The organism is Halanaerobium saccharolyticum, from assembly GCF_003053565.1.
In the GTDB taxonomy this organism is placed as follows: domain Bacteria; phylum Bacillota; class Halanaerobiia; order Halanaerobiales; family Halanaerobiaceae; genus Halanaerobium; species Halanaerobium saccharolyticum_B.
The window spans coordinates 72,462-91,069 of sequence record NZ_QAXS01000007.1 but is presented as its reverse complement, the minus strand read 5'-3'; the positions used below and the strand labels follow the sequence as shown (position 1 = coordinate 91,069).

18 protein-coding genes are annotated in these 18,608 nt (G+C 37.1%); all 18 read right to left on the bottom strand.

What is annotated here, in order from left to right; genetic code table 11:
• Positions 1-106 precede the first annotated feature (106 nt).
• Positions 107-400: a co-chaperone GroES gene (locus tag C8C76_RS04670; RefSeq protein ID WP_108139101.1), complete on the bottom strand. Its 294-nt coding sequence runs from the start codon at positions 398-400 to the stop codon at positions 107-109.
• A gap of 235 nt (positions 401-635) precedes the next feature.
• Positions 636-1,982 carry a DUF512 domain-containing protein gene (locus C8C76_RS04665; RefSeq protein ID WP_108139099.1) on the bottom strand — a complete coding sequence of 449 codons (1,347 nt, stop codon included), beginning with the start codon at positions 1,980-1,982 and terminating at the stop codon, positions 636-638.
• 8 nt (positions 1,983-1,990) lie between these two features.
• Positions 1,991-3,028 (bottom strand): tRNA (adenosine(37)-N6)-threonylcarbamoyltransferase complex transferase subunit TsaD, encoded by a 1,038-nt coding sequence (gene tsaD / locus C8C76_RS04660; RefSeq protein WP_258222418.1) that lies wholly within the window; start codon positions 3,026-3,028, stop codon positions 1,991-1,993.
• 16 nt (positions 3,029-3,044) lie between these two features.
• Positions 3,045-3,758, bottom strand: a complete 714-nt coding sequence (tsaB, locus tag C8C76_RS04655) for a tRNA (adenosine(37)-N6)-threonylcarbamoyltransferase complex dimerization subunit type 1 TsaB (RefSeq protein WP_108139098.1) — start codon at positions 3,756-3,758, stop codon at positions 3,045-3,047.
• Positions 3,752-4,222 (bottom strand): tRNA (adenosine(37)-N6)-threonylcarbamoyltransferase complex ATPase subunit type 1 TsaE, encoded by a 471-nt coding sequence (gene tsaE, locus C8C76_RS04650; RefSeq protein WP_108139096.1) that lies wholly within the window; start codon positions 4,220-4,222, stop codon positions 3,752-3,754. Before tsaE ends, tsaB begins: the two co-directional genes overlap by 7 nt.
• Positions 4,223-5,026, bottom strand: coding sequence for a pyrroline-5-carboxylate reductase (gene proC / locus C8C76_RS04645; protein WP_108139094.1), 804 nt, complete (start codon positions 5,024-5,026; stop codon positions 4,223-4,225).
• Positions 5,027-5,045: 19 nt separating this feature from the next.
• The gene (locus C8C76_RS04640; protein WP_108139092.1) at positions 5,046-6,302 is read right to left on the bottom strand and encodes a glutamate-5-semialdehyde dehydrogenase; all 1,257 of its coding nucleotides are present in this window, start codon (positions 6,300-6,302) and stop codon (positions 5,046-5,048) included.
• The gene (gene proB, locus C8C76_RS04635; protein WP_108139090.1) at positions 6,292-7,428 is read right to left on the bottom strand and encodes a glutamate 5-kinase; all 1,137 of its coding nucleotides are present in this window, start codon (positions 7,426-7,428) and stop codon (positions 6,292-6,294) included. The genes C8C76_RS04640 and proB overlap by 11 nt, the downstream gene beginning before the upstream one ends.
• 144 nt (positions 7,429-7,572) lie before the next feature.
• Entirely contained in the window at positions 7,573-8,052 is a 480-nt protein-coding gene (locus C8C76_RS04630) for a PTS sugar transporter subunit IIA (RefSeq protein ID WP_108139088.1), read from the bottom strand.
• Positions 8,053-8,128: 76 nt separating this feature from the next.
• The gene (locus C8C76_RS04625) at positions 8,129-9,550 is read right to left on the bottom strand and encodes a PTS transporter subunit EIIC (RefSeq protein ID WP_108139086.1); all 1,422 of its coding nucleotides are present in this window, start codon (positions 9,548-9,550) and stop codon (positions 8,129-8,131) included.
• Positions 9,551-9,763: 213 nt separating this feature from the next.
• Positions 9,764-10,621, bottom strand: a complete 858-nt coding sequence (gene glcT / locus C8C76_RS04620) for a glucose PTS transporter transcription antiterminator GlcT (RefSeq protein ID WP_108139084.1) — start codon at positions 10,619-10,621, stop codon at positions 9,764-9,766.
• A gap of 276 nt (positions 10,622-10,897) precedes the next feature.
• Complete coding sequence (locus C8C76_RS04615; protein WP_108139082.1) at positions 10,898-11,803, bottom strand: DUF7916 family protein; 906 nt, start codon at positions 11,801-11,803, stop codon at positions 10,898-10,900.
• Between the two features lie 84 nt (positions 11,804-11,887).
• On the bottom strand, positions 11,888-13,282 hold the full coding sequence (nagE, locus tag C8C76_RS04610) for an N-acetylglucosamine-specific PTS transporter subunit IIBC (protein ID WP_375135250.1): 1,395 nt from the start codon (positions 13,280-13,282) through the stop codon (positions 11,888-11,890).
• A 341-nt stretch (positions 13,283-13,623) separates the two neighbouring features.
• The gene (locus C8C76_RS04605) at positions 13,624-15,345 is read right to left on the bottom strand and encodes an NADH-dependent [FeFe] hydrogenase, group A6 (RefSeq protein ID WP_108139078.1); all 1,722 of its coding nucleotides are present in this window, start codon (positions 15,343-15,345) and stop codon (positions 13,624-13,626) included.
• Positions 15,346-15,369: 24 nt separating this feature from the next.
• Positions 15,370-17,172 (bottom strand): NADH-quinone oxidoreductase subunit NuoF, encoded by a 1,803-nt coding sequence (nuoF, locus tag C8C76_RS04600; protein ID WP_108139076.1) that lies wholly within the window; start codon positions 17,170-17,172, stop codon positions 15,370-15,372.
• A 23-nt stretch (positions 17,173-17,195) separates the two neighbouring features.
• A complete protein-coding gene (locus tag C8C76_RS04595; RefSeq protein WP_108139074.1) occupies positions 17,196-17,558 on the bottom strand; it encodes a (2Fe-2S) ferredoxin domain-containing protein in 363 nt (120 codons plus the stop codon).
• Positions 17,558-18,115, bottom strand: coding sequence for an ATP-binding protein (locus tag C8C76_RS04590; RefSeq protein WP_108139072.1), 558 nt, complete (start codon positions 18,113-18,115; stop codon positions 17,558-17,560). The genes C8C76_RS04595 and C8C76_RS04590 overlap by 1 nt, the downstream gene beginning before the upstream one ends.
• 1 nt (position 18,116) lies before the next feature.
• Positions 18,117-18,599: an NADH-quinone oxidoreductase subunit NuoE gene (nuoE, locus tag C8C76_RS04585; protein ID WP_108139070.1), complete on the bottom strand. Its 483-nt coding sequence runs from the start codon at positions 18,597-18,599 to the stop codon at positions 18,117-18,119.
• Between the last annotated feature and the right edge of the window lie 9 nt (positions 18,600-18,608).

Below are 18,608 nucleotides of genomic sequence, written 5' to 3'. Positions count from 1 at the left end.
TGTATAATTAAACTGAGTTATTTTTATTAAAAATAAGTAAGAACTGTAAAATAGAAGTTAACTTTTAAAAATCAAAGTAAATTAATTTATATTGATTCTATCTTATTTAGTCAATTACTGCTAAAACATCATCAATTGATAAAATAATAAGTTCTTCAGAATCAATTTCTACTTTGGTTCCAGCATATTTGTCAAAGACTACTGTATCTCCTACAGCTACTTCTGCTTCTCCGCCTTCTGGAGCAATATTTCTACCTACAGCAATAATTTCAGCCTGCTGTGGTTTTTCGTCTTTTTTTGCTGTATCAGGAAGAACAATTCCTCCCTTAGTTTTTTCTTCACCTTCATTTTTTTCTACATATTTTACTACAACTCTGTTATCTAGTGGTTTAATACTCATTAAAAAATAACCCCCTTCTAATATTATATTCCTTTATAATGATTAGCACTCATTTAAGACGAGTGCTAACAAGCACTGTAAATATAATATCTAAGACAGTTGGGAAAATCAAATTCTCCATTTTCTCATAATTGTAGTTTAGAGGTCCTTAGAGTCGATTAAATGAGGTTATAGTTCTTATTCTCTGATTAACAATAACTTTATAAGAATGTCTTAATATTTTATATTTTGCAGCTTAAATCAAAACAAGTTCTGCCCCGAATTTTTCTTCCAGTATAGTATAGTGCCCACCGGTTAAATCATTGCCATAGTAGTCATATATAATTTCTGGTAGAACGATTTTTGTGATTTTTCCATTTATAGTTTCAAGACTTCTTTCTAAATCATAATTAGTTAAAAGTCCTGCTGCAATAATTGAGCCTCCAAAAAATTTATTTTTTACTTTCAATAGTTTTAAGCGGTCACTGTTAACCAAATAATCTTTAAGCAAATCAGCTAAAAGATCATATCCTGCTTCTGAAGCCATAATTACTGTAATTTCATTTTTGTTTTTCAAACTTTCAGCAGCATGGGCTTCTAGAGTATTTTTTACATCTCGACTCAAATCATAGGACATTATTAGTCCGGAAACTTCATTTTTCTTCTTTTTAATAATTATTTTCTTATTTTCATCTGCTCGCTGAATTTCGACTGCTGGATTTCTGGCTTTTTTGATCTGATAAAAAGCATCAACTCTGCTTTTAACAGCTTTCTGATCTACTTTTGTTATAATATCACCAGCTCTTAAATCCGCTTTTGCCGCCGGTGAATTTTTTATAATTTCATTGATCTGAGCCTTAAAATTATTTAGCAGCTGAGGCTCAATAATAATTGGATATGAATAGTTATTTTTGATTTTTTTAATAAATTGATCCAGCTTCTGATATTCAGCTGCATCAGCAGTAATTTCTGAATCTGCATAATGACTGAAGCCAGCCATAAAAACACGCAGAGTCAGCGGAGGATACTCCTCCAGATAGTCAAATGTTCTTTTTAAATAATCAAAACCCAGTAGATGATGCATCGAAACAATGCTGGCAGAAAATTTCAGCTGCCTCTGCTTGAGTGCAGGTATAAACTTAAATACATTTTTCGGCTGCGAATCATTCATTAAAAAAACCCGTTCCTCAGGAGCGGGGGCATTTAAGGATATATTTAATTCCAGCGGCTCTAATTTTTTTAATAGATCAATTTTTTCAGGCTTGATAAATGAGGCACTGGTTGTTATTTTTATTTCAATACCGGGCCACCGCTGGCGCAGATACTCTAAAATCTGATAAATCTCAGGGTGAACAAAAGGTTCTCCCTCGATAATTTTGCTGGCTGACTCACCTATGAAAACCGGCAGCTCTGGATCTAAAAATTCAATCATAGTTTTAATTAAATCCAGTTCCAGATGGCCAAAGCTGTAAGTTTCAATCTCTGAAGGATTATTTTTATGACTGCAGAAGATGCAGTTCAATTTGCAGATTGAGGTTATCGGCAGAATATTATCTTCCTTTACAGTTTTAAATAAAATTTCTTCTCTAGATCTTCTTTTCATCTCATCACCTACAACTTTAAAGAGGGGTCAGCACTAATACTTAAAGGAGCAAAATCTCGCTCAAGATACTGATAATAAGCCACTGCTCCAATCATCGCTGCATTATCAGTACATAATTCCAGAGGAGGATAATAAAGCTTTAAATTATATTTTTCTAACTTTTCTTCCAGGTAGCTTCTTAATCTTTGATTGGCCGCAACTCCACCTGATAAAACAACACTTTCCACTTTATATTCCTCTACAGCCTGCAGTAAATTAGAAGCCAGGCTGTCTACAACTGCTTTCTGAAAACTGGCTGCCAGATCACTGGTATTTATTTCATTTCCCCGCTGTTTTTCATTATTAACATAATTCATCACAGAGGTTTTTAAACCACTAAAGCTAAAGTTGTAACTTTTACCTAAATCAGCTCTGGGAAAGTCTATAGCCTCTTCATTTCCAGTCTGAGCTGCCTTTTCTATTGCCGGACCACCAGGATAACCGAGGCCAAGAAAACGAGAGATTTTATCAAACGCCTCTCCGGCTGCATCATCTATGGTTCTACCTAAGATTTGATACCCCCTCAAATCTTCAAAATATAAAAGATCTGTGTGTCCACCAGAAATAGTGAGACAGAGAAGTGGTTTTTTAATCTCAGGATTAGCAATAAAGTTAGCATAAATATGACCGGCAATATGATTGACCCCGATTAATGGGATATTTAAAGCAAGCGAAATAGTCTTAGCAGCAGTCAGAGTAACTAAAAGACCGCCGACCAGTCCCGGACCGGATGTAGCAGCTACTGCATCTAAATCCTCAAACTTAATTCCAGCTTCTGCTAATGCCTGGTCAATTACAGGCAGCAGCAGTTCTAAGTGTTTGCGAGAAGCAATTTCCGGCACCACTCCCCCAAACTTTTTATGAATTTCAACCTGTGAAGAAACAACATTTGCCATAACCTCCAGTCCATTTTTATTGACTGCAGCCGCAGTTTCATCACAGGAGCTCTCTAAGGCAAGTATATAAATATCTTCATTTTTATTTTTTAACTTATCTTTATATTTCAATTTTTCCACTCCCATATTAATTACTTCCATATTTCTGCTGCCAGTTAATTTCAGCCTGGGGCTTTTTTAAATAAGCAGGTTTAAGCTGATAAATATCATCTTTTTGACCCCGTTTCAAATAATTTTCGCCCAGCCTTGCTAAAACTGCAGCTCGAGGCAGATCTGATTCCGGTTCACCATATTTTATCGAAAAATTACTTGCTTTTAATACTTTTCCTACTTCTAATTTTTTTTCCCCAATTATAGTTATTTGCTTCTGACTGTAGTCATTTAAAACTTCAGGCAGCTCAGCAATCCTAACAGCTGCCGGCGGATATATTTCTTTAATGAAATCATCAGAATCAGCTTCTGGCTGCTGATAAAAAGCATAATAGACTCTCTCTCTTCTGGCATCTAAAAGTGCTAATCTATAAGCACCTGCTGCTCCTGCTGCCATGATTTCAAGAGTAGGAATTCCTTTAACTGGAATAGCAAAAATTCTACCCAGCATTTTTGCTGTTGTAATCCCAATTCTGAGACCGGTAAAAGACCCGGGGCCTGTAGCTACAGCAGCTCCATCCAGGTCTTTAGCTTCAATCTCTAAAAGCTCAAAAATTTCTTCCATTAAGGGCAGTAATTTTTCGCTGTGCTGCCTTTTTAAACTTAAATTAAATTCTCCTCGAAGCTGACCTGATTCCATCAGAGCCAGACCAAGATTATCTGTTGAACTATCTATTGCCAGAGTTAACATTCTTTATTCAACCTTTCTATTAATAATCTGCTTTTTTCACCTTCACCGCGAACAGTTATTTTTCTCTTTTCAGCAGATATTTTTTCTAGATTAATAAAAATAAAATCAGCCGGAAGCAGCGGCAGAGCAAGTTCCGGCCATTCAATAAAAATAACAGCTTCTCTGTTTAAATAATCTTCAAAACCAATTTCTAAAAGTTCTTCTGTTCTATCCAGACGATAAAGATCCATATGAATAATCTCTTTTTCTCCAGAATATTCCTGGACCAGATTAAAAGTAGGGCTTGTCACTTCACCCTGATAACCAAAGACTGAAGCAGCGGCTTTAGTAATTAAAGTTTTACCGGTGCCCAGATCTCCTTTAAGCAGAATAAGTGATGGAATTTCAATTAATTGAGCCAGTTTCCGACCAAATTCTTCAGTCTCAGCTGAAGAATCAGTGATTATTGAATAACTTTTATCCATTTACTTTCCCAGCTCCTCTGAACGCTCGGCTGCCGCTTTAACAGCTTTAATTACAGAGGACCGAAATGCATTCTCTTCCAGCTCGGCTACCCCGGCAATTGTAGTTCCTGCCGGTGAACAAACCATATCTTTTAATTCAGCAGGATGTTTATCTGAACTTAATACCATTTCGGCTCCACCTTTAACCGTTTGAGCAGCCAGTTTAAGAGCGGTCTGACTATCAAGCCCTTTTAAAACTCCTGCATCTGACAGGGCCTCAATAAAAAGATACACAAAGGCCGGCCCACTGCCGCTGAGTCCAGTTACTGCATCCATTGCCTCTTCTTTGACCTCAACTGTTTTTCCCAGCGAATTAAAAATCCTATCAACAAAGGCTTTCTCATCTGCCTCAACAGCTGAAGTATAATAAAGAGCACTCATCCCTTCTGCAACTAAAGCCGGAGTATTGGGCATTACTCTAATTATCTTAGCTCTGGCACCAAAGTACTGGGCGAGTAATTCTGTTTTAACTCCGGCTGCAATTGAAATAATCACTTTTGAAGCTGCTTCTTTTTTTATATCTTCCAGTACTAAATTAATTATCTGAGGTTTAACTGCCAGAATAATATAATCGGCCTCAGCTGCAGCAGCTTTATTATCAGCAGTAATAGTTATCTGAGAAAATTCAGCTGGAAGCTCAAATTCCGCATCAGCAAATTTCTTATCTGCGGCTGTAATATTTTCGGGCTTAACTAAGCCCTGATTTAAAATACCACTTAAAATTGCCTCTCCCATATTTCCCAGACCAATAATCGCTAAGTTCATTTATAAATCCTCCTCCAGCTTACTCTCTAATCTGACCATTACCCATAATTATATATTTGGTAGTTGTTAATTCTTTTAATCCCATTGGTCCTCTGGCATGCAGTTTTTGAGTACTGATTCCTGTTTCAGCCCCCAGTCCAAACTGTCCTCCATCTGTAAAACGGGTTGAAGCATTTACATATACTGCTGCTGCATCAATATCATCTAAAAATGCTCTGGCAGTAGTATAATTTTCTGTTACTATAGCCTCCGAATGTTTGGTTCCATACTGATAAATATGCTCTACGGCTTCTTCATAATCTGCTACAACTTTAACAGACATAATATAATCTAAAAACTCAGTTGCATAGTCTTCCTCTGTAGCTGCTTTAACTTTAGGGATAATCTTTTGAGTCTGCTCACAGCCCCTTAATTCGACATCACATTCGGCAAAAATCCGGGCCATCTCTGGCAGAAACTCCTCTGCAACCTCCTGATCAACCAGTAAACTTTCGGCAGCATTGCAGACAGCAGGTCTGGAATATTTAGCATTGAAAACAATTTTTTTAGCTTTCGTCAGATCTGCATCTTTATTTACATAAACATGACAGTTACCAACACCCGTTTCGATTACAGGCACCTTTGATTCGTTGACAACTTTTTGAATCAAACCGGCTCCACCGCGCGGGATTAAAACATCTAAATAATCATTTAGAGTAAAGAGTATATCTACTGCCTTACGGTCAGTAGTAGAGATTAACTGAACAGCTTCTTTTGGCAGCCCGGCCTCCTGCAGACCATCCTGAATGATGTTTGTTAAAATTTGATTTGAGTTAAAAGCATTTGATCCTCCACGCAGAATCACTGTATTTCCTGATTTTAAACAGAGACCTGCTACATCAACTGTAACATTAGGCCTGGCTTCATAAATAATACCGATTACTCCAAGCGGAACTCTTATTTTGCCAATCTGAAGTCCATTTGGTCTTTTCCACATCTGAGGAACTTCTCCAATCGGATCTTCCTGAGCGGCAACTTCTCTTAAACCCTGAGCCATCCCCTCAATTCTTGCTTCAGTAAGCTTAAGTCGATCAAGTAAGGCTCTACTTAAATCATTGTCTCTGCCTTTCTGCATATCCTTTTCGTTAATCTCTAAGATCTCAGCCTGTCTTTCCAGCAGTTTATCAGCAATAGAATTTAAAGCCTTATTTTTTTCATTTGTACCTGCTTTGGCTAATTTTCTGGCTGCTTTTTTCGCTGCATCTGCCTGTGAAATTAATTCTTCTCTAATACTCATCTTTATCTCCTCCTATAACCATATTATCTCGATGGATAACTTCACTTTTATTAAAATAACCAAGAATTTGTTCAATCTCATTTGAATGAGCGCCTTTAATTTTTTCAATTTCGTCAGAATTATAGTTAACAATCCCCTTACCAATTGCCCGTTTTCCATCACTAATAGTTACCGGATCACCACTATTAAATTCTCCTTCAATCTTAATAATGCCACCAGGTAGTAAACTTTTACCTCTTCTGACTAAGGCCTCTGCTGCTCCCTGATCAACTACAATTTTACCAAGCGGCGGCAGATTGAAATTAAGCCACTGTTTTCTTTTAGACAACCTCTCCTCGGCTGTCAGGAAGGTAGTCCCCAGATCAAACTGACTATTTTCTGCCATCTCCACAATTTTTAGAAGTGAGTTTTTTTCTTTCCCTGATCCAATAATCATCTGCACCCCGGAATTTACTGCGATTTTAGCAGCTTCAATCTTTGTTTCCATACCACCTGTTCCAACTTCACTTCCCTTACCGCCAGCCATTTTTTCTATCTCAGCGGTAATATTCTCAACTTTAGAAATCAGACTAACATTATCTCTATTTCCATCTGGATTGCCATTATAAAGTCCATCAACATCAGAAAGATTGATCAATAAATCTGCCTCTACCAGTCCGGCAACTCTTGCTGCCAGAGTATCATTATCTCCTACTTTAATTTCATTTGTAACTACTGTATCATTTTCATTAATTACAGGAATTACATCATGTTCAATTAAAGTTTTTAAAGTATTAAAGGCATTTAAATAGCGGTTTCTATTTTCTAAATCACTTGAAGTTAATAAAATTTGAGCAGATTTTGCTCCATATTCCCTGAAAAATTTATTATAAATGCCAACTAAAAGTCCCTGTCCAACAGCTGCACAGGCCTGCTGTTCTGGAATAGAAGCCGGTTTTTTAGCATAGCCGAGCTCTCCCATACCTGCTGCCACAGCTCCGGAACTAACAAGAAGCATTTCTCTTCCCTGATTTTTAAGGTCAACAAGCTGCCTGCTTAAAGCATCAAGTTGAGTAAAATTCAATTTTCCATTTTTGTTGGTTAAACTGCTGCTCCCTACTTTAACTACAATTCTCTTAAATTTCATTATTAAATCATCCTGTCTTAAGCTAAATTTTAGTATTAAAGACACTTTTATTTATTATATCAAATTTAATTAAAGATAAAAAGGGGATAGCTGTTATCTAAACAGCTACCCCCAGCATTATAATATATTTCTGTAAAAATTAAGTTAAGCCAGTTCTATCTTTAAAACTTTGGTTCCGGCTTTAACTCTCTCTTTCTTTAAGATTTCCATATTTTTAACTTTTTCCATGTTGGTAATAATAACTGGAGTAGAAATCGAAGGAGCATTTTCTTTAATGAAATCTAAATCTACTTCAATTAAAGGAGTCCCAACTTCAACCTTATCCCCATTTTCTACAAGCTTTGTAAATCCTTCTCCATCTAATTTAACAGTATCTATTCCAATATGAACCAGAACTTCCAGCCCTTTTTTAGTTTTAATTCCGACTGCATGGCCTGTAGAAAAAATCTGAACAATCTCACCGGCACAGGGGGACTTAACTACATTTTCTTCAGGGGTGATAGCAAATCCATCTCCAAGCATTTTTTGGGCAAAAGCATCATCCGGTACATACTGCAGTTCACTAACTTCCCCTGCAAATGGTGCAGCTAAATATTCTTCTTTTTTCTTAAATATATTAAACATCAAATCTCCTCCTTTAATTTATTATAAAACATTTTTTTGATAATTTACAGAATTATTTTAAACAACTAGAATTAATTTACATTATGTTTTTAATTTTATCTTTTAAAGCATCAGACTCAGGCCCAAATACAACCTGCACGCTGCTGCCTGATTTCATAACTCCCGAAGCACCTAATTTTTTCAGCTCTTTTTCGTCAATTATTGAATTATCAACAACTTCCAGTCTTAACCTTGTGATACAGGCATCTACACTTTCTAGATTTTCACTTCCGCCTAAAGCAGCTAATACATCTGCAGCTCTTTGATCTTTATTAACTGGAGCTTCGTTTTCTGCTTCAACTGCATCACTGCCGCGGCCTGGAGTTTCAAAATTGAAAAGTGGAATTGTAAAGTAGAAGACTGTAAAATATAAGACAGCCATTATTGGGCCAACAACAAGCCAGAACATCATTGGATTACCCAGATTTGATAAACTCAAAACATAGTCAATAGCACTGGCAGAAAAAGTATAGCCTATTCTAATGTCAAAGAAATTAGTTAAAAGTCCAGAAATAAATCCACCCACTACATGAAATAAATAAAGTGGTGGAGCAACAAAGATAAATGAGAATTCAATTGGTTCTGTGATTCCTGTTAAAAAAGAAGTTATAGCAGCAGTTGTTAACATACCTGCAACCTTAACTTTATTTTTAGCTCTCAAATACATAGCCAGACAGGCAGATGGAAGAGCAAATAACATCAGTGGAAACTCAGCAGCCATAAAACGCCCGGCCGTAGGGTCTCCGGCAAAAAATCTCGCGGTTTCTCCTCTTAAAACCTGACCTGCTTCGGTTGTAAAGCGTCCAAATTCATAGAGAAAAGGTGGATAATAAACATGATGTAAACCAACAGGAATTAAGGCTCTCTTACCTGCTGCATAGAGTGCCGGTCCAATAGCAGAATTCATTGCAAAACGAGCAAATTGATTAATTTGAATCTGAATCGGAGGCCAGATAAAAGCCAGAGCAACACCAGCCAGCACAGAACCTGCTGCTGTAACAATTGGAACCAGCCTCTTACCAGCAAAAAAGCCTAAATATGGAGGTAGTTCAGTACTGTGAAACTTTTTGTACATCTGAGCAGCTATTATTCCCACAACAATACCTCCAAAAACTCCGGTATTGATTGCTTCAATACTTCCGCCTGTTCTTTCTGAAATATTAATTACTCCAGCCATTACATCAAGCACTTTTGCGTAGACTGTAAATCCTACACCGGCAGCAAGTGCTGCAACAGCATCACCAGCAAAACCAATAGCCACACCTAAAGCAAAAATTAGGGGCAGCTGCTCAAAAATTGCAATTCCACTGTTAAACATTACCTCACCAACATCAAAAACAAGACCACTCTGTTCCTGCAGCATTCTTCCCAGAGCAACTAAAATACCTGCTGCTGGCAAAACTGAAACAGGTGTCATTAACGCCTTACCAACTTTTTGTAACTTCTTAAAACCTTTCATTAAAAAATTTCCTCCCTTTTAAAATTATAATTATTATAGATGAAAAATATATATAAAAGCAAAAAAGCCGACTAGATAGACTGAGACCAATAATTTTAGTCCGCTATCTAATCGGCTTTTGCCTGATTGAACAGTAACACGCCGCTTAAATAAATTTATATTTTATTTTGATGAGCCAAAACAGCTCCTATTATACAAATAGTAAATTCTTAATTAAATATCTAAATCTCTTTTTAATCTGTGCAAATGCAGCGCTAAATAACCCTTTTCGCTTTCCGGCACCTGACAGTTAAATTTATCTTCTATTATTTTAGCAAGTTTTTCTGCTACTTTAAAGGAAAATTTAAAATTCTCTTTAATATCTTCTAAAAGTGGATTGGGATTTGAAGCCTCAGTTTCTATTCTCTCGAGAGCAAAGCGCAGATGATTGACTAATCTTGCATAATTAAGACTCTCATAACTTAACTCCTGCCCGAGTTCGCTCTCCACCTCTGTTACCAGCTCTTTAATCAGAGAAGTATTTTTTAAAGTTTTAGAAATTCCTCTTTCATTCCTGGCACCGTGAATATGAAGGGTTATAAATCCTACTTCACTTTCGGGTACAGCTAAATTAAATCTATCAGAAATCATCTCTACAGCTTTTTCTGCCAGACTATATTCTTTGTTATAAAGGGTTCTTGTTTCCGCTAAAAAGGGATTAGCCACCTCTATTCCATCTTTAATTCTTTTTAAAGAAAAAGCTATATGATCGGCAAGCCCGATCCTGATATGCTGATCCAGCTCCTCATTTAACTCAGAACTGGCCATTGCAATTATTTCTTCGGTTATTCCTATTACCTTACTATCTACTTCCTCTAATAATTGAATGTAGTTTTCTCTTTTTTCACCTTTAATCGGTGCAAATTCTTTATCAATTTTAAGTTCTGATTTCAAAAACTGATCACCAGTTTTTCTTGAGAAGCCAATTCCTCTGCCAATCAAAATCATTTCTCTTTTAGAAGAAATTTCTTCTGCCAGAATAACATTATTATTAAAGATCTTTTTTATTTTAAATTTCTCAGCTGCAGCCATAAATGCCCCCTCAAAAAATTGCAGATCACTGGCAAAAATCAGATTTAATATCTAATAGATTAAAAAAATCCAGAAAAAGATAAATTTTTCTCAACAAATTAAAAATATCCCTTCCTAGATTATGCCTGATTTAACAGTTACACTCTATAAATTATTCATTTCTTTAATAATAACAGTATTTGTGAACTTTTTCAAGTCTTTTTAAAAATAATAATAAATCGATTTAGTAAATCGGTTTAAAGCTAAAAATTATTGAGTAAAATAATTTAATAATTGTTAACGATTGATTGAAAGGGCCATTCTGCGGTAGCTGTGGCGCTTTCCTCTAATTGTTTTCGATAAGCTCAAAATGTTCTCCGGTATTGCTATCCCACCATAAGCCGCATCGCCAATATGCTGGATATCTGCACCAGCCATCTTACTCATCAGAGCGATTTCTCTAATTGTTTCTGGCTCAGAGCTTTCCTGAGAAGTTCCAATTGCTGTTAGGGCAAGTTTACCCCGATTATGAATTAGCCTTATTATTTCTTTTAAGGAATTTACATCTATTCCAGGCACAGTACCGGCTGCAGGAAGCAGAATAATATCTGTTCCGGCTGAAATTAAAGAATCGATATATTTAGCTGCCAGATATTCTTCATCTATTCCTGCCATATGCATCTTACCTGCAGTTATTATGATCTGATCTCCGAAATTCTGATCGGCCATTTTAACAGCCTCAATTATTGCCTGATTGCTGACTCCGACCGAAGGGTTACCGGTAAAAGTAATCATATTAAAACCTGCTTTAACAGCCTTTTCAATGTTATTTAAGGTGGCTTTACGTCCAGAGCTTAACTCTATAAAATTATCTGACTGAGCATTATCTCTACTGACAGGTTCCAGATTTATCCCCAGAGGTCGCCCGGTTAATTTTTTTATTGACTCGACTATTTCGGCAGCACTACCGGCTTTAATATTTTTGAAATTAGGCTGATTTAAATCAAATAAATTTAACAGTAAAATATCTGCGCCAAAGGCTGCTGCTACTTCTGCATTACTAACATCTCTAAATAAAGATTCTTCTCCAATCACTTCGGAGATAATAGTTCTTCCCTCTGACAGTTTTATTGACTGCAGCAGCTCTTCTTTGCTGTAACTTAATAGTTCAGAACTATTTGAACTCAAAAGTCTTTTAGCCATCTTTATCTCCCTTTCTAATATTTTAGTTTTTATGAAAATTAAAGCCGGAGATAAATCCCCGGCTACTTTGCTTAATTTATCTATTTATTCCTGCATTAATTTTAGTTCCTGTTTGATATCATCAGCAATCATTTCTGCTTTTGTACCAACTACAACCTGAGCATTATTTTTATTAGCTTTCAATACCCCAGTTGCACCCAGCTCCTGCAGGGTCTTTTCGTCAATTTTGCCGGTGTCTCTAAGCTCAAGGCGAAGTCTTGTAATACAGGCATCTACAGTTTTAATATTATCTTTACCACCCAGCGCCTCTATATAAGCTCTCGGTTTATTTTCACCTTTACCCCGAGTTTCAAATGAGTGCTGCTTCTGCTGCTGAGATTCGGGCATTACACTAACATCTGTACTTGCAGCTTCAGTATCCAGACGACCGGGAGTTGGTATATCAAATTTTTGGATAGCAAAGCGGAATAAGAAATAATAAACCGCAAAAAATACTAAACCAATTGGAATAATCATTATCGGCCTGGTTGCAAGTCCATAATTTAGAAAATAGTCAATAGCCCCGGCAGAAAAACCAAATCCATGCTGGATTCCCAGTACATAAGTAACAACAAGTGATAAACCTGTTAAGATAGCATGAATTAAATATAAAACTGGAGCCAGAAACATAAAGGCAAATTCAATCGGTTCTGTAATACCGGTCAAAAATGAAGTTAAACCTACACTTAAAAAGATACCGGAAACTGCTGCTTTATTTTCCGGTTTAGCAGCATGGTACATCGCTAATGCTGCAGCAGGCAGGCCAAACATCATCATTGGGAAAAATCCGGACATAAAGAATCCCGCTGAGGGGTCTCCCGCAAAAAATCTAGATAAATCTCCAGTAACTACTTCTCCAGCTGCAGTAGTAAATTCGCCAAATACAAACCAGATAAAGCTGTTAATTACATGGTGCAGCCCAAGTGGAATTAATAGTCGATTTAAAAATCCATAAACGAAAACTCCAACTGCTCCAGCATCAATTATCCACTGACCTGCAGCCTGAATTATATTCTGAATTGGAGGCCAGATAAAACCAAATATTCCTGCCAGAACAACAGCTGCTGCCCCGGTTACAATTGGAACAAAACGTCTGCCGCCAAAAAAGCCTAAGAAGTCAGGTAATTGAATATCATGATAGCGGTTATAAAGTGCACCAGCAGTTAAACCACCTATAATACCGGCTAAAACTCCCATATTGATATCAGGATTAATTGCCTGAGTACCATTAGTAATTACCAGATAACCAACTGCACCAGCCAGACCTGCTGAACCAGAACTGTCATGAGCAATACCAACTGCAACACCAATACCAAATAATAAGGCCAGATTATCAAAAATTGCAGAACCGGCAGCCATAACAAATGGAATATCAAAAACATCACCAGCACCCAGCCTGAGTAATAAAGCTGCTGCAGGTAAGACCGCGATTGGAAGCATCAGAGATTTACCAATACGCTGTAATTGAGAAAATAATTTTTTCAATTAAATCAACCTCCCTGTTATTTTAGTCAGATAAATTAAAACAATTTACTGTTAATTTCCCTCCCCCACTAAATATTCCCCTAATTAATAATTAATATAAATAATAGTAAACGGGGTTAAATTTTGTGAATATTAACTCTACTCTTAATTATACTCAACTGGAGTTTTGTTGTCAAGATAATCAATAATATACAGTAATTTCTATCAAAAACAAAAAAGCCGCTCTGATGAAATTTCACCAGAACGACTTTCATTAATACTAACATATTTAATTTTAGAATATCTAAGAACAGCTATTAATTTTTTGGTCTTGCCTTATATTTTGTGTGCAGTAAGTGGTGTGATTCTCCACCTAAAGGTTCACCTAAAAACTCTTCGTAGAGTTTAAGAATCTGAGGATTCTCATGTGATTTTCTGATCTTACTGCTGTCATCAATATTTGCCAGTCCCTGAGCACGTTTCTCTTTCTTCTCATTTGTTGCTGGACGCGGCTGCCCACCACCACCAACACAACCGTGAGGACAGGCCATAATCTCAATGAAGTCTAAATCACATTCACCCGCCCGAACTTTATCTAATAACTTTTCAGCATTACCAAGTCCATTAGCTATACCAACTTTAACCAGCCTATCTCCGATTCTCAGCTCAGCCTGGTTGATACCTCTAAAACCCAGGTTAAGTCTTTCTAGAGGCTCCCCAGTTAATTTTTCTTTAACGGTTCTTACCGCTGCTTCTGTAACTCCACCGGTCGTACCAAAAATAGTCCCGGCACCAGTTGACTCACCCATCAGCTCATCAAAATCTTCTTCTGGAAGCACATTGAAATTAATGCCCATTTCTTTGATCATCCGAGCAAATTCCCTGGTTGTTAATACTGCATCTGTATCTTTATAACCACTGGACTGCATCTCTTCTCTATCTTTTTCAAATTTCTTGGCTGTACAGGGCATTACTGCAACTGTATAAATCTTTTCGGGATCAATACCGGTCTGCTCTGGATAATATGTTTTACCTAAAGCAGAAAACATCTGCATTGGTGACTTAGCTGAAGATAAATGAGGTAATAGATCTGAATAATTATGCTCAGCATATTTAACCCAGCCAGGACAGCAGGAAGTAATATGAGGTAGCTCACCCTCACCATTTAACTTCTTTAAAAATTCACTTCCCTCTTCTAAGATAGTTAGATCAGCAGCAAAATCAGTTGAGAATACCTGGTCAAAACCAAGTCTTCTTAAGGCCGCAACCATTTTACCGGTCACTACTGTGCCAGTTTCCATTCCAAATTCTTCGCCAAGGGTCGCCTGAACAGAGGGGGCAGTTTGGACAATTACATGTTTATCTTCATCTTCTAAAGCTTTCCAGACCTTATCAATTTCACTCATCTCAGTAATTGCACCTACCGGACAAACAGTGGCACACTGACCACAGTTAGCACAATTAATTTCCGCCTGAGGCAGATCAAAAGCTGTAGTTACTATTGAATCAAAGCCCCGCTGAGTAAACTGTAGAGCAGAAACCCCCTGAACTTCTTCACAGATCCGGACACAACGGCCGCAGAGAATACATTTATTAGGATCTCTTTTTAGAGCAGGTCCAACTGTATCTAAATCATATTCACTTTTTTCTCCGGCATATTTTTCAACATCTTCTTTTTGAATACCTAATTCATAAGTAATATCCTGCAGTTCACAGTGCCCATTGCGATCACAGCCAAGACAGTCATTAGGATGATTGGCCAGTAATAATTCAACATTTTTTCTTCTAGCTTTTCTGGCCTTCATACTTCTGGTATTAATCTGCATTCCTTCAGTTACAGGTGTTGCACAGGAAGCAAGAAGTCTTCCACTTTCTTCATCTTCAACCACACAGACACGGCAGGCACCATGCAGACTTAAATCAGGATGATAACAGAGTACAGGAATCTCTACTCCGATTTCCTTTGCCGCATCTAAAATCGTACTATCTTCTTCTACTTCAACAGTTTGCTTATCTATAGTTAGTTTAACTTTGCTCATTAATTTCCCTCCTATTATCAGAGTTTATGCCTGTGAAATTGCATCTACAGGACATTCTGGCTCACAGGCCCCACAGGCAATACAAACATCTGGATCTATTATAAATGGACTCTTAATTTCTCCACTAATTGCATCTACCGGACATACCTTAGCACATTTTCCACAGCCTATACAGGCTTCTTCATCAATAACATAGGCACTTACTAAGTCAGAACAGACACCAGCTGGACAGTTGTGATCATGAATATGAGCTTCATACTCATCCCGGAAATATCTGATTGTACTTAAAACAGGGTTGGGAGCAGACTGGCCAAGACCACAGAGTGAAGTACTCTTTATATGCTCTCCCAGCTCAAGTAATAACTCAATATCTCCATCTTTACCTTCACCGTCAGTAATTCTATTTAAAATCTCTAACATTCTTTTTGTTCCCTCACGACAGGGAGTACATTTACCACAGGATTCACTCTGGGTAAAGTTTAAGAAGAACCTTGCTACATCAACCATGCAGGAATCTTCATCCATAACAACCATACCACCAGAACCCATCATTGTTCCGGCATCAAGCAGTGAATCATAATCAATCGGCAGGTCTAAATAATCTTCAGGTAAACAACCACCGGATGGACCACCAGTCTGTACAGCTTTGAATTTTTTGCCCTTACCAAGTCCACCACCGATCTCGAAAATAACTTCTTTTAGTGTTGTCCCCATTGGAACTTCAACTAAACCAGTGTTATTAATTTTTCCAGTTAAAGCAAAAACCTTGGTTCCTGAACTACCCTCAGTACCAATCGCAGAGAAGCTATCTGCTCCTTCATTTATTATATATGGAATATTTGCATAGGTTTCTACATTATTGATGTTAGTAGGTTTACCCCAGAGTCCTCTTACAGCTGGATATGGAGGCCTTGGTGTGGGCATACCTCTTTTACCTTCAATTGAGTTCATTAAGGCTGTTTCCTCACCACAAACAAAGGCTCCCGCACCTTTTTTGATATGAAGTTTAAAATTAAAGCCACTGCTGAAAATATTTTCACCTAAAAGACCATATTCTTCAGCATCCTCTATTGCTTTTTCCAGACGTTTAATTGCCAGTGGATATTCTGCTCTAACATAAACATAACCCTCATCTGCTCCAATAGCATAAGCTGCAACTAACATTCCTTCGATAATTCTGTGGGGGTCTCCTTCCAAAATACTGCGGTCCATAAAAGCACCCGGATCTCCCTCATCTGCATTACAGATAACGTACTTTTTATCTCCCTCAGAATTTTTGGCAAACTGCCATTTTAAACCGGTTGGAAATCCTCCACCACCACGACCGCGAAGACCAGCGTCTTTTACAGTATCAACTACTTCCTGGGGGTCCATTTCGGTTAAAACTTTTCCTGCTGCTTCATATCCACCCAGGGCAATATATTCATCAATATCTTCTGGATCTATTTGACCACAGTTAGCCAGCGCAATCCGCTGTTGTTTTTTATAAAAATCGATATCCTGATAGGATGGAATCTGCTCATCTGTCATTGGTTCTTTAAAGAGCAGTCTTTCTACTGTTCTACCTTTTAAAAGATGTTCTTCTACAATTTCTGCTACATCATCTGACTGCACCTCACAGTAAAATACACCTTCTGGATAAACGATCATTATTGGTCCTTTTTCACAAAATCCATGGCAGCCAGTTTCTACAATTTTTATTTCTCCACTTAAATCATTTGCAGCTAACTCTTCTTCAAGAGATTCTTTTAAAGTATTAGCTCCAGATGATACACATCCTGTTCCTGTACAGATTAATACATGGGAACGATAAATAGAATCCTTCATTTACAAGTGCCTCCTTATTATTCTTATTTGTGTCTGGCGATTACTAAATCACTAACTATATTGCCGTTAACTACATGCTCTGTAATAATTTTTTGTACGTCAGCTTCACTTAAATTTCCGTAAGTAATTTTTTCTTTGCCTGGCAGCTTAACATCGATCAGCGGCTCTTTTTCACACATACCTATACAGCCAGTCTGGGTTACTCGAACATCCAGATCACGTTTTTCAATCTCAGCCAGTACAGCCTTTAAAATATCTCTGGCACCTGCTGCAATACCACAGGTTCCCATTCCAACAATAATTTCAGCTCTTGTACCCTGATCACGCTTTTTCATTTCTTTCTGCACTTTATTTCTTAATTCTTTTAACTCAGCTAAAGATTTCATTAAAAAGCTTCACCTCCGCGAATTTCTGCTAAATTTTCTTCAATATATTCTCTAATCCAGGCAGTGACCTGCCGGGATTGAATTGAAAGGTCTTCCAATTCAGATTTAATTTCTCTAGTGTCAAATTTAAAACATTTTTCTTGATAATAATGCTGATAAACAAGATCTACCTGATCACCACTTGAAGCAACAAAGTTACTAATGGTTGTAGTTATATCTCCCAGGGGAGCTCGGTCAATATGATCATACTTAAAATCGGCAGTTACTCTGGTTCCCTGATTAATTTCAGAATCAATTTCAAAATCTCCTTCACAGCTTTCTGCAGCTGATTTAAATAAAGAAAGACCAAGTCCAACTTCTCTTGTTGTTCTTGAAGTAATAAAAGGATCAGTAATTTTTTCTAATTTATGCTGATCAATTCCACTACCATTGTCTTCAATAACAATCTTCAATAGATTGTCAGTTAGATTTTCTTCAATCTTTATTTTTATTAAATCTGCTTCTGCTTTCCGAGAATTTTCTATAATATCTAAAATGTGAAGAGATAATTCTCTCATTTTACTGATACTTTGCTATAATACCAGGAATTTTTTCCGGAGTTAAGCGGCCGTGAGTATCATCATTAATCATAATAACTGGAGCCAGACCACAGGCACCAATACAGGCTACAGATTCAAGAGTAAATTCTAAATCATCAGTTGTCTCTCCTGCATCAATCCCCAGTTCATCTTTAATTGCATTTAGGATACCTTCTCCACCTCGAACATGACAGGCTGTCCCCATACAGACCCTAATAATATTATTACCACGCGGCTGCTGGTGGAACTGACTGTAAAATGTCACCACTCCATATACCTGACTTAAAGATAAATTTAAGCCCAAAGCTATTTCTTTCATTACCTCTTCCGGTAAATATCCATATTCATCCTGAGCTTCCTGTAAAACTGGAATCAAATATCTTTCTTTTTTTTCATAACGGGATAGAATTTCTTGTACTGGTTCTAAATACTCAGCTAATTTTTCTTCTGTCATCTCTGCCATCAATAATTA

What these genes read in the sequence shown, in the direction of transcription:
- C8C76_RS04615 (WP_108139082.1), bottom strand. Translation starts at nt 11,803, where the DNA reads ATGGCTAAAAGACTTTTGAGTTCAAATAGTTCTGAACTATTAAGTTAC.
- C8C76_RS04590 (WP_108139072.1), bottom strand. Translation starts at nt 18,115, where the DNA reads ATGAGAGAATTATCTCTTCACATTTTAGATATTATAGAAAATTCTCGG.
- nuoF (WP_108139076.1), bottom strand. Translation starts at nt 17,172, where the DNA reads ATGAAGGATTCTATTTATCGTTCCCATGTATTAATCTGTACAGGAACA.
- C8C76_RS04665 (WP_108139099.1), bottom strand. Translation starts at nt 1,982, where the DNA reads ATGAAAAGAAGATCTAGAGAAGAAATTTTATTTAAAACTGTAAAGGAA.
- C8C76_RS04640 (WP_108139092.1), bottom strand. Translation starts at nt 6,302, where the DNA reads ATGAGTATTAGAGAAGAATTAATTTCACAGGCAGATGCAGCGAAAAAA.
- C8C76_RS04595 (WP_108139074.1), bottom strand. Translation starts at nt 17,558, where the DNA reads ATGAAATCTTTAGCTGAGTTAAAAGAATTAAGAAATAAAGTGCAGAAA.
- tsaB (WP_108139098.1), bottom strand. Translation starts at nt 3,758, where the DNA reads ATGTTAACTCTGGCAATAGATAGTTCAACAGATAATCTTGGTCTGGCT.
- C8C76_RS04625 (WP_108139086.1), bottom strand. Translation starts at nt 9,550, where the DNA reads ATGAAAGGTTTTAAGAAGTTACAAAAAGTTGGTAAGGCGTTAATGACA.
- C8C76_RS04670 (WP_108139101.1), bottom strand. Translation starts at nt 400, where the DNA reads ATGAGTATTAAACCACTAGATAACAGAGTTGTAGTAAAATATGTAGAA.
- nagE (WP_375135250.1), bottom strand. Translation starts at nt 13,282, where the DNA reads ATGCTTCCAATCGCGGTCTTACCTGCAGCAGCTTTATTACTCAGGCTG.
- glcT (WP_108139084.1), bottom strand. Translation starts at nt 10,621, where the DNA reads ATGGCTGCAGCTGAGAAATTTAAAATAAAAAAGATCTTTAATAATAAT.
- C8C76_RS04605 (WP_108139078.1), bottom strand. Translation starts at nt 15,345, where the DNA reads ATGAGCAAAGTTAAACTAACTATAGATAAGCAAACTGTTGAAGTAGAA.
- tsaE (WP_108139096.1), bottom strand. Translation starts at nt 4,222, where the DNA reads ATGGATAAAAGTTATTCAATAATCACTGATTCTTCAGCTGAGACTGAA.
- proB (WP_108139090.1), bottom strand. Translation starts at nt 7,428, where the DNA reads ATGAAATTTAAGAGAATTGTAGTTAAAGTAGGGAGCAGCAGTTTAACC.
- proC (WP_108139094.1), bottom strand. Translation starts at nt 5,026, where the DNA reads ATGAACTTAGCGATTATTGGTCTGGGAAATATGGGAGAGGCAATTTTA.
- C8C76_RS04630 (WP_108139088.1), bottom strand. Translation starts at nt 8,052, where the DNA reads ATGTTTAATATATTTAAGAAAAAAGAAGAATATTTAGCTGCACCATTT.
- nuoE (WP_108139070.1), bottom strand. Translation starts at nt 18,599, where the DNA reads ATGGCAGAGATGACAGAAGAAAAATTAGCTGAGTATTTAGAACCAGTA.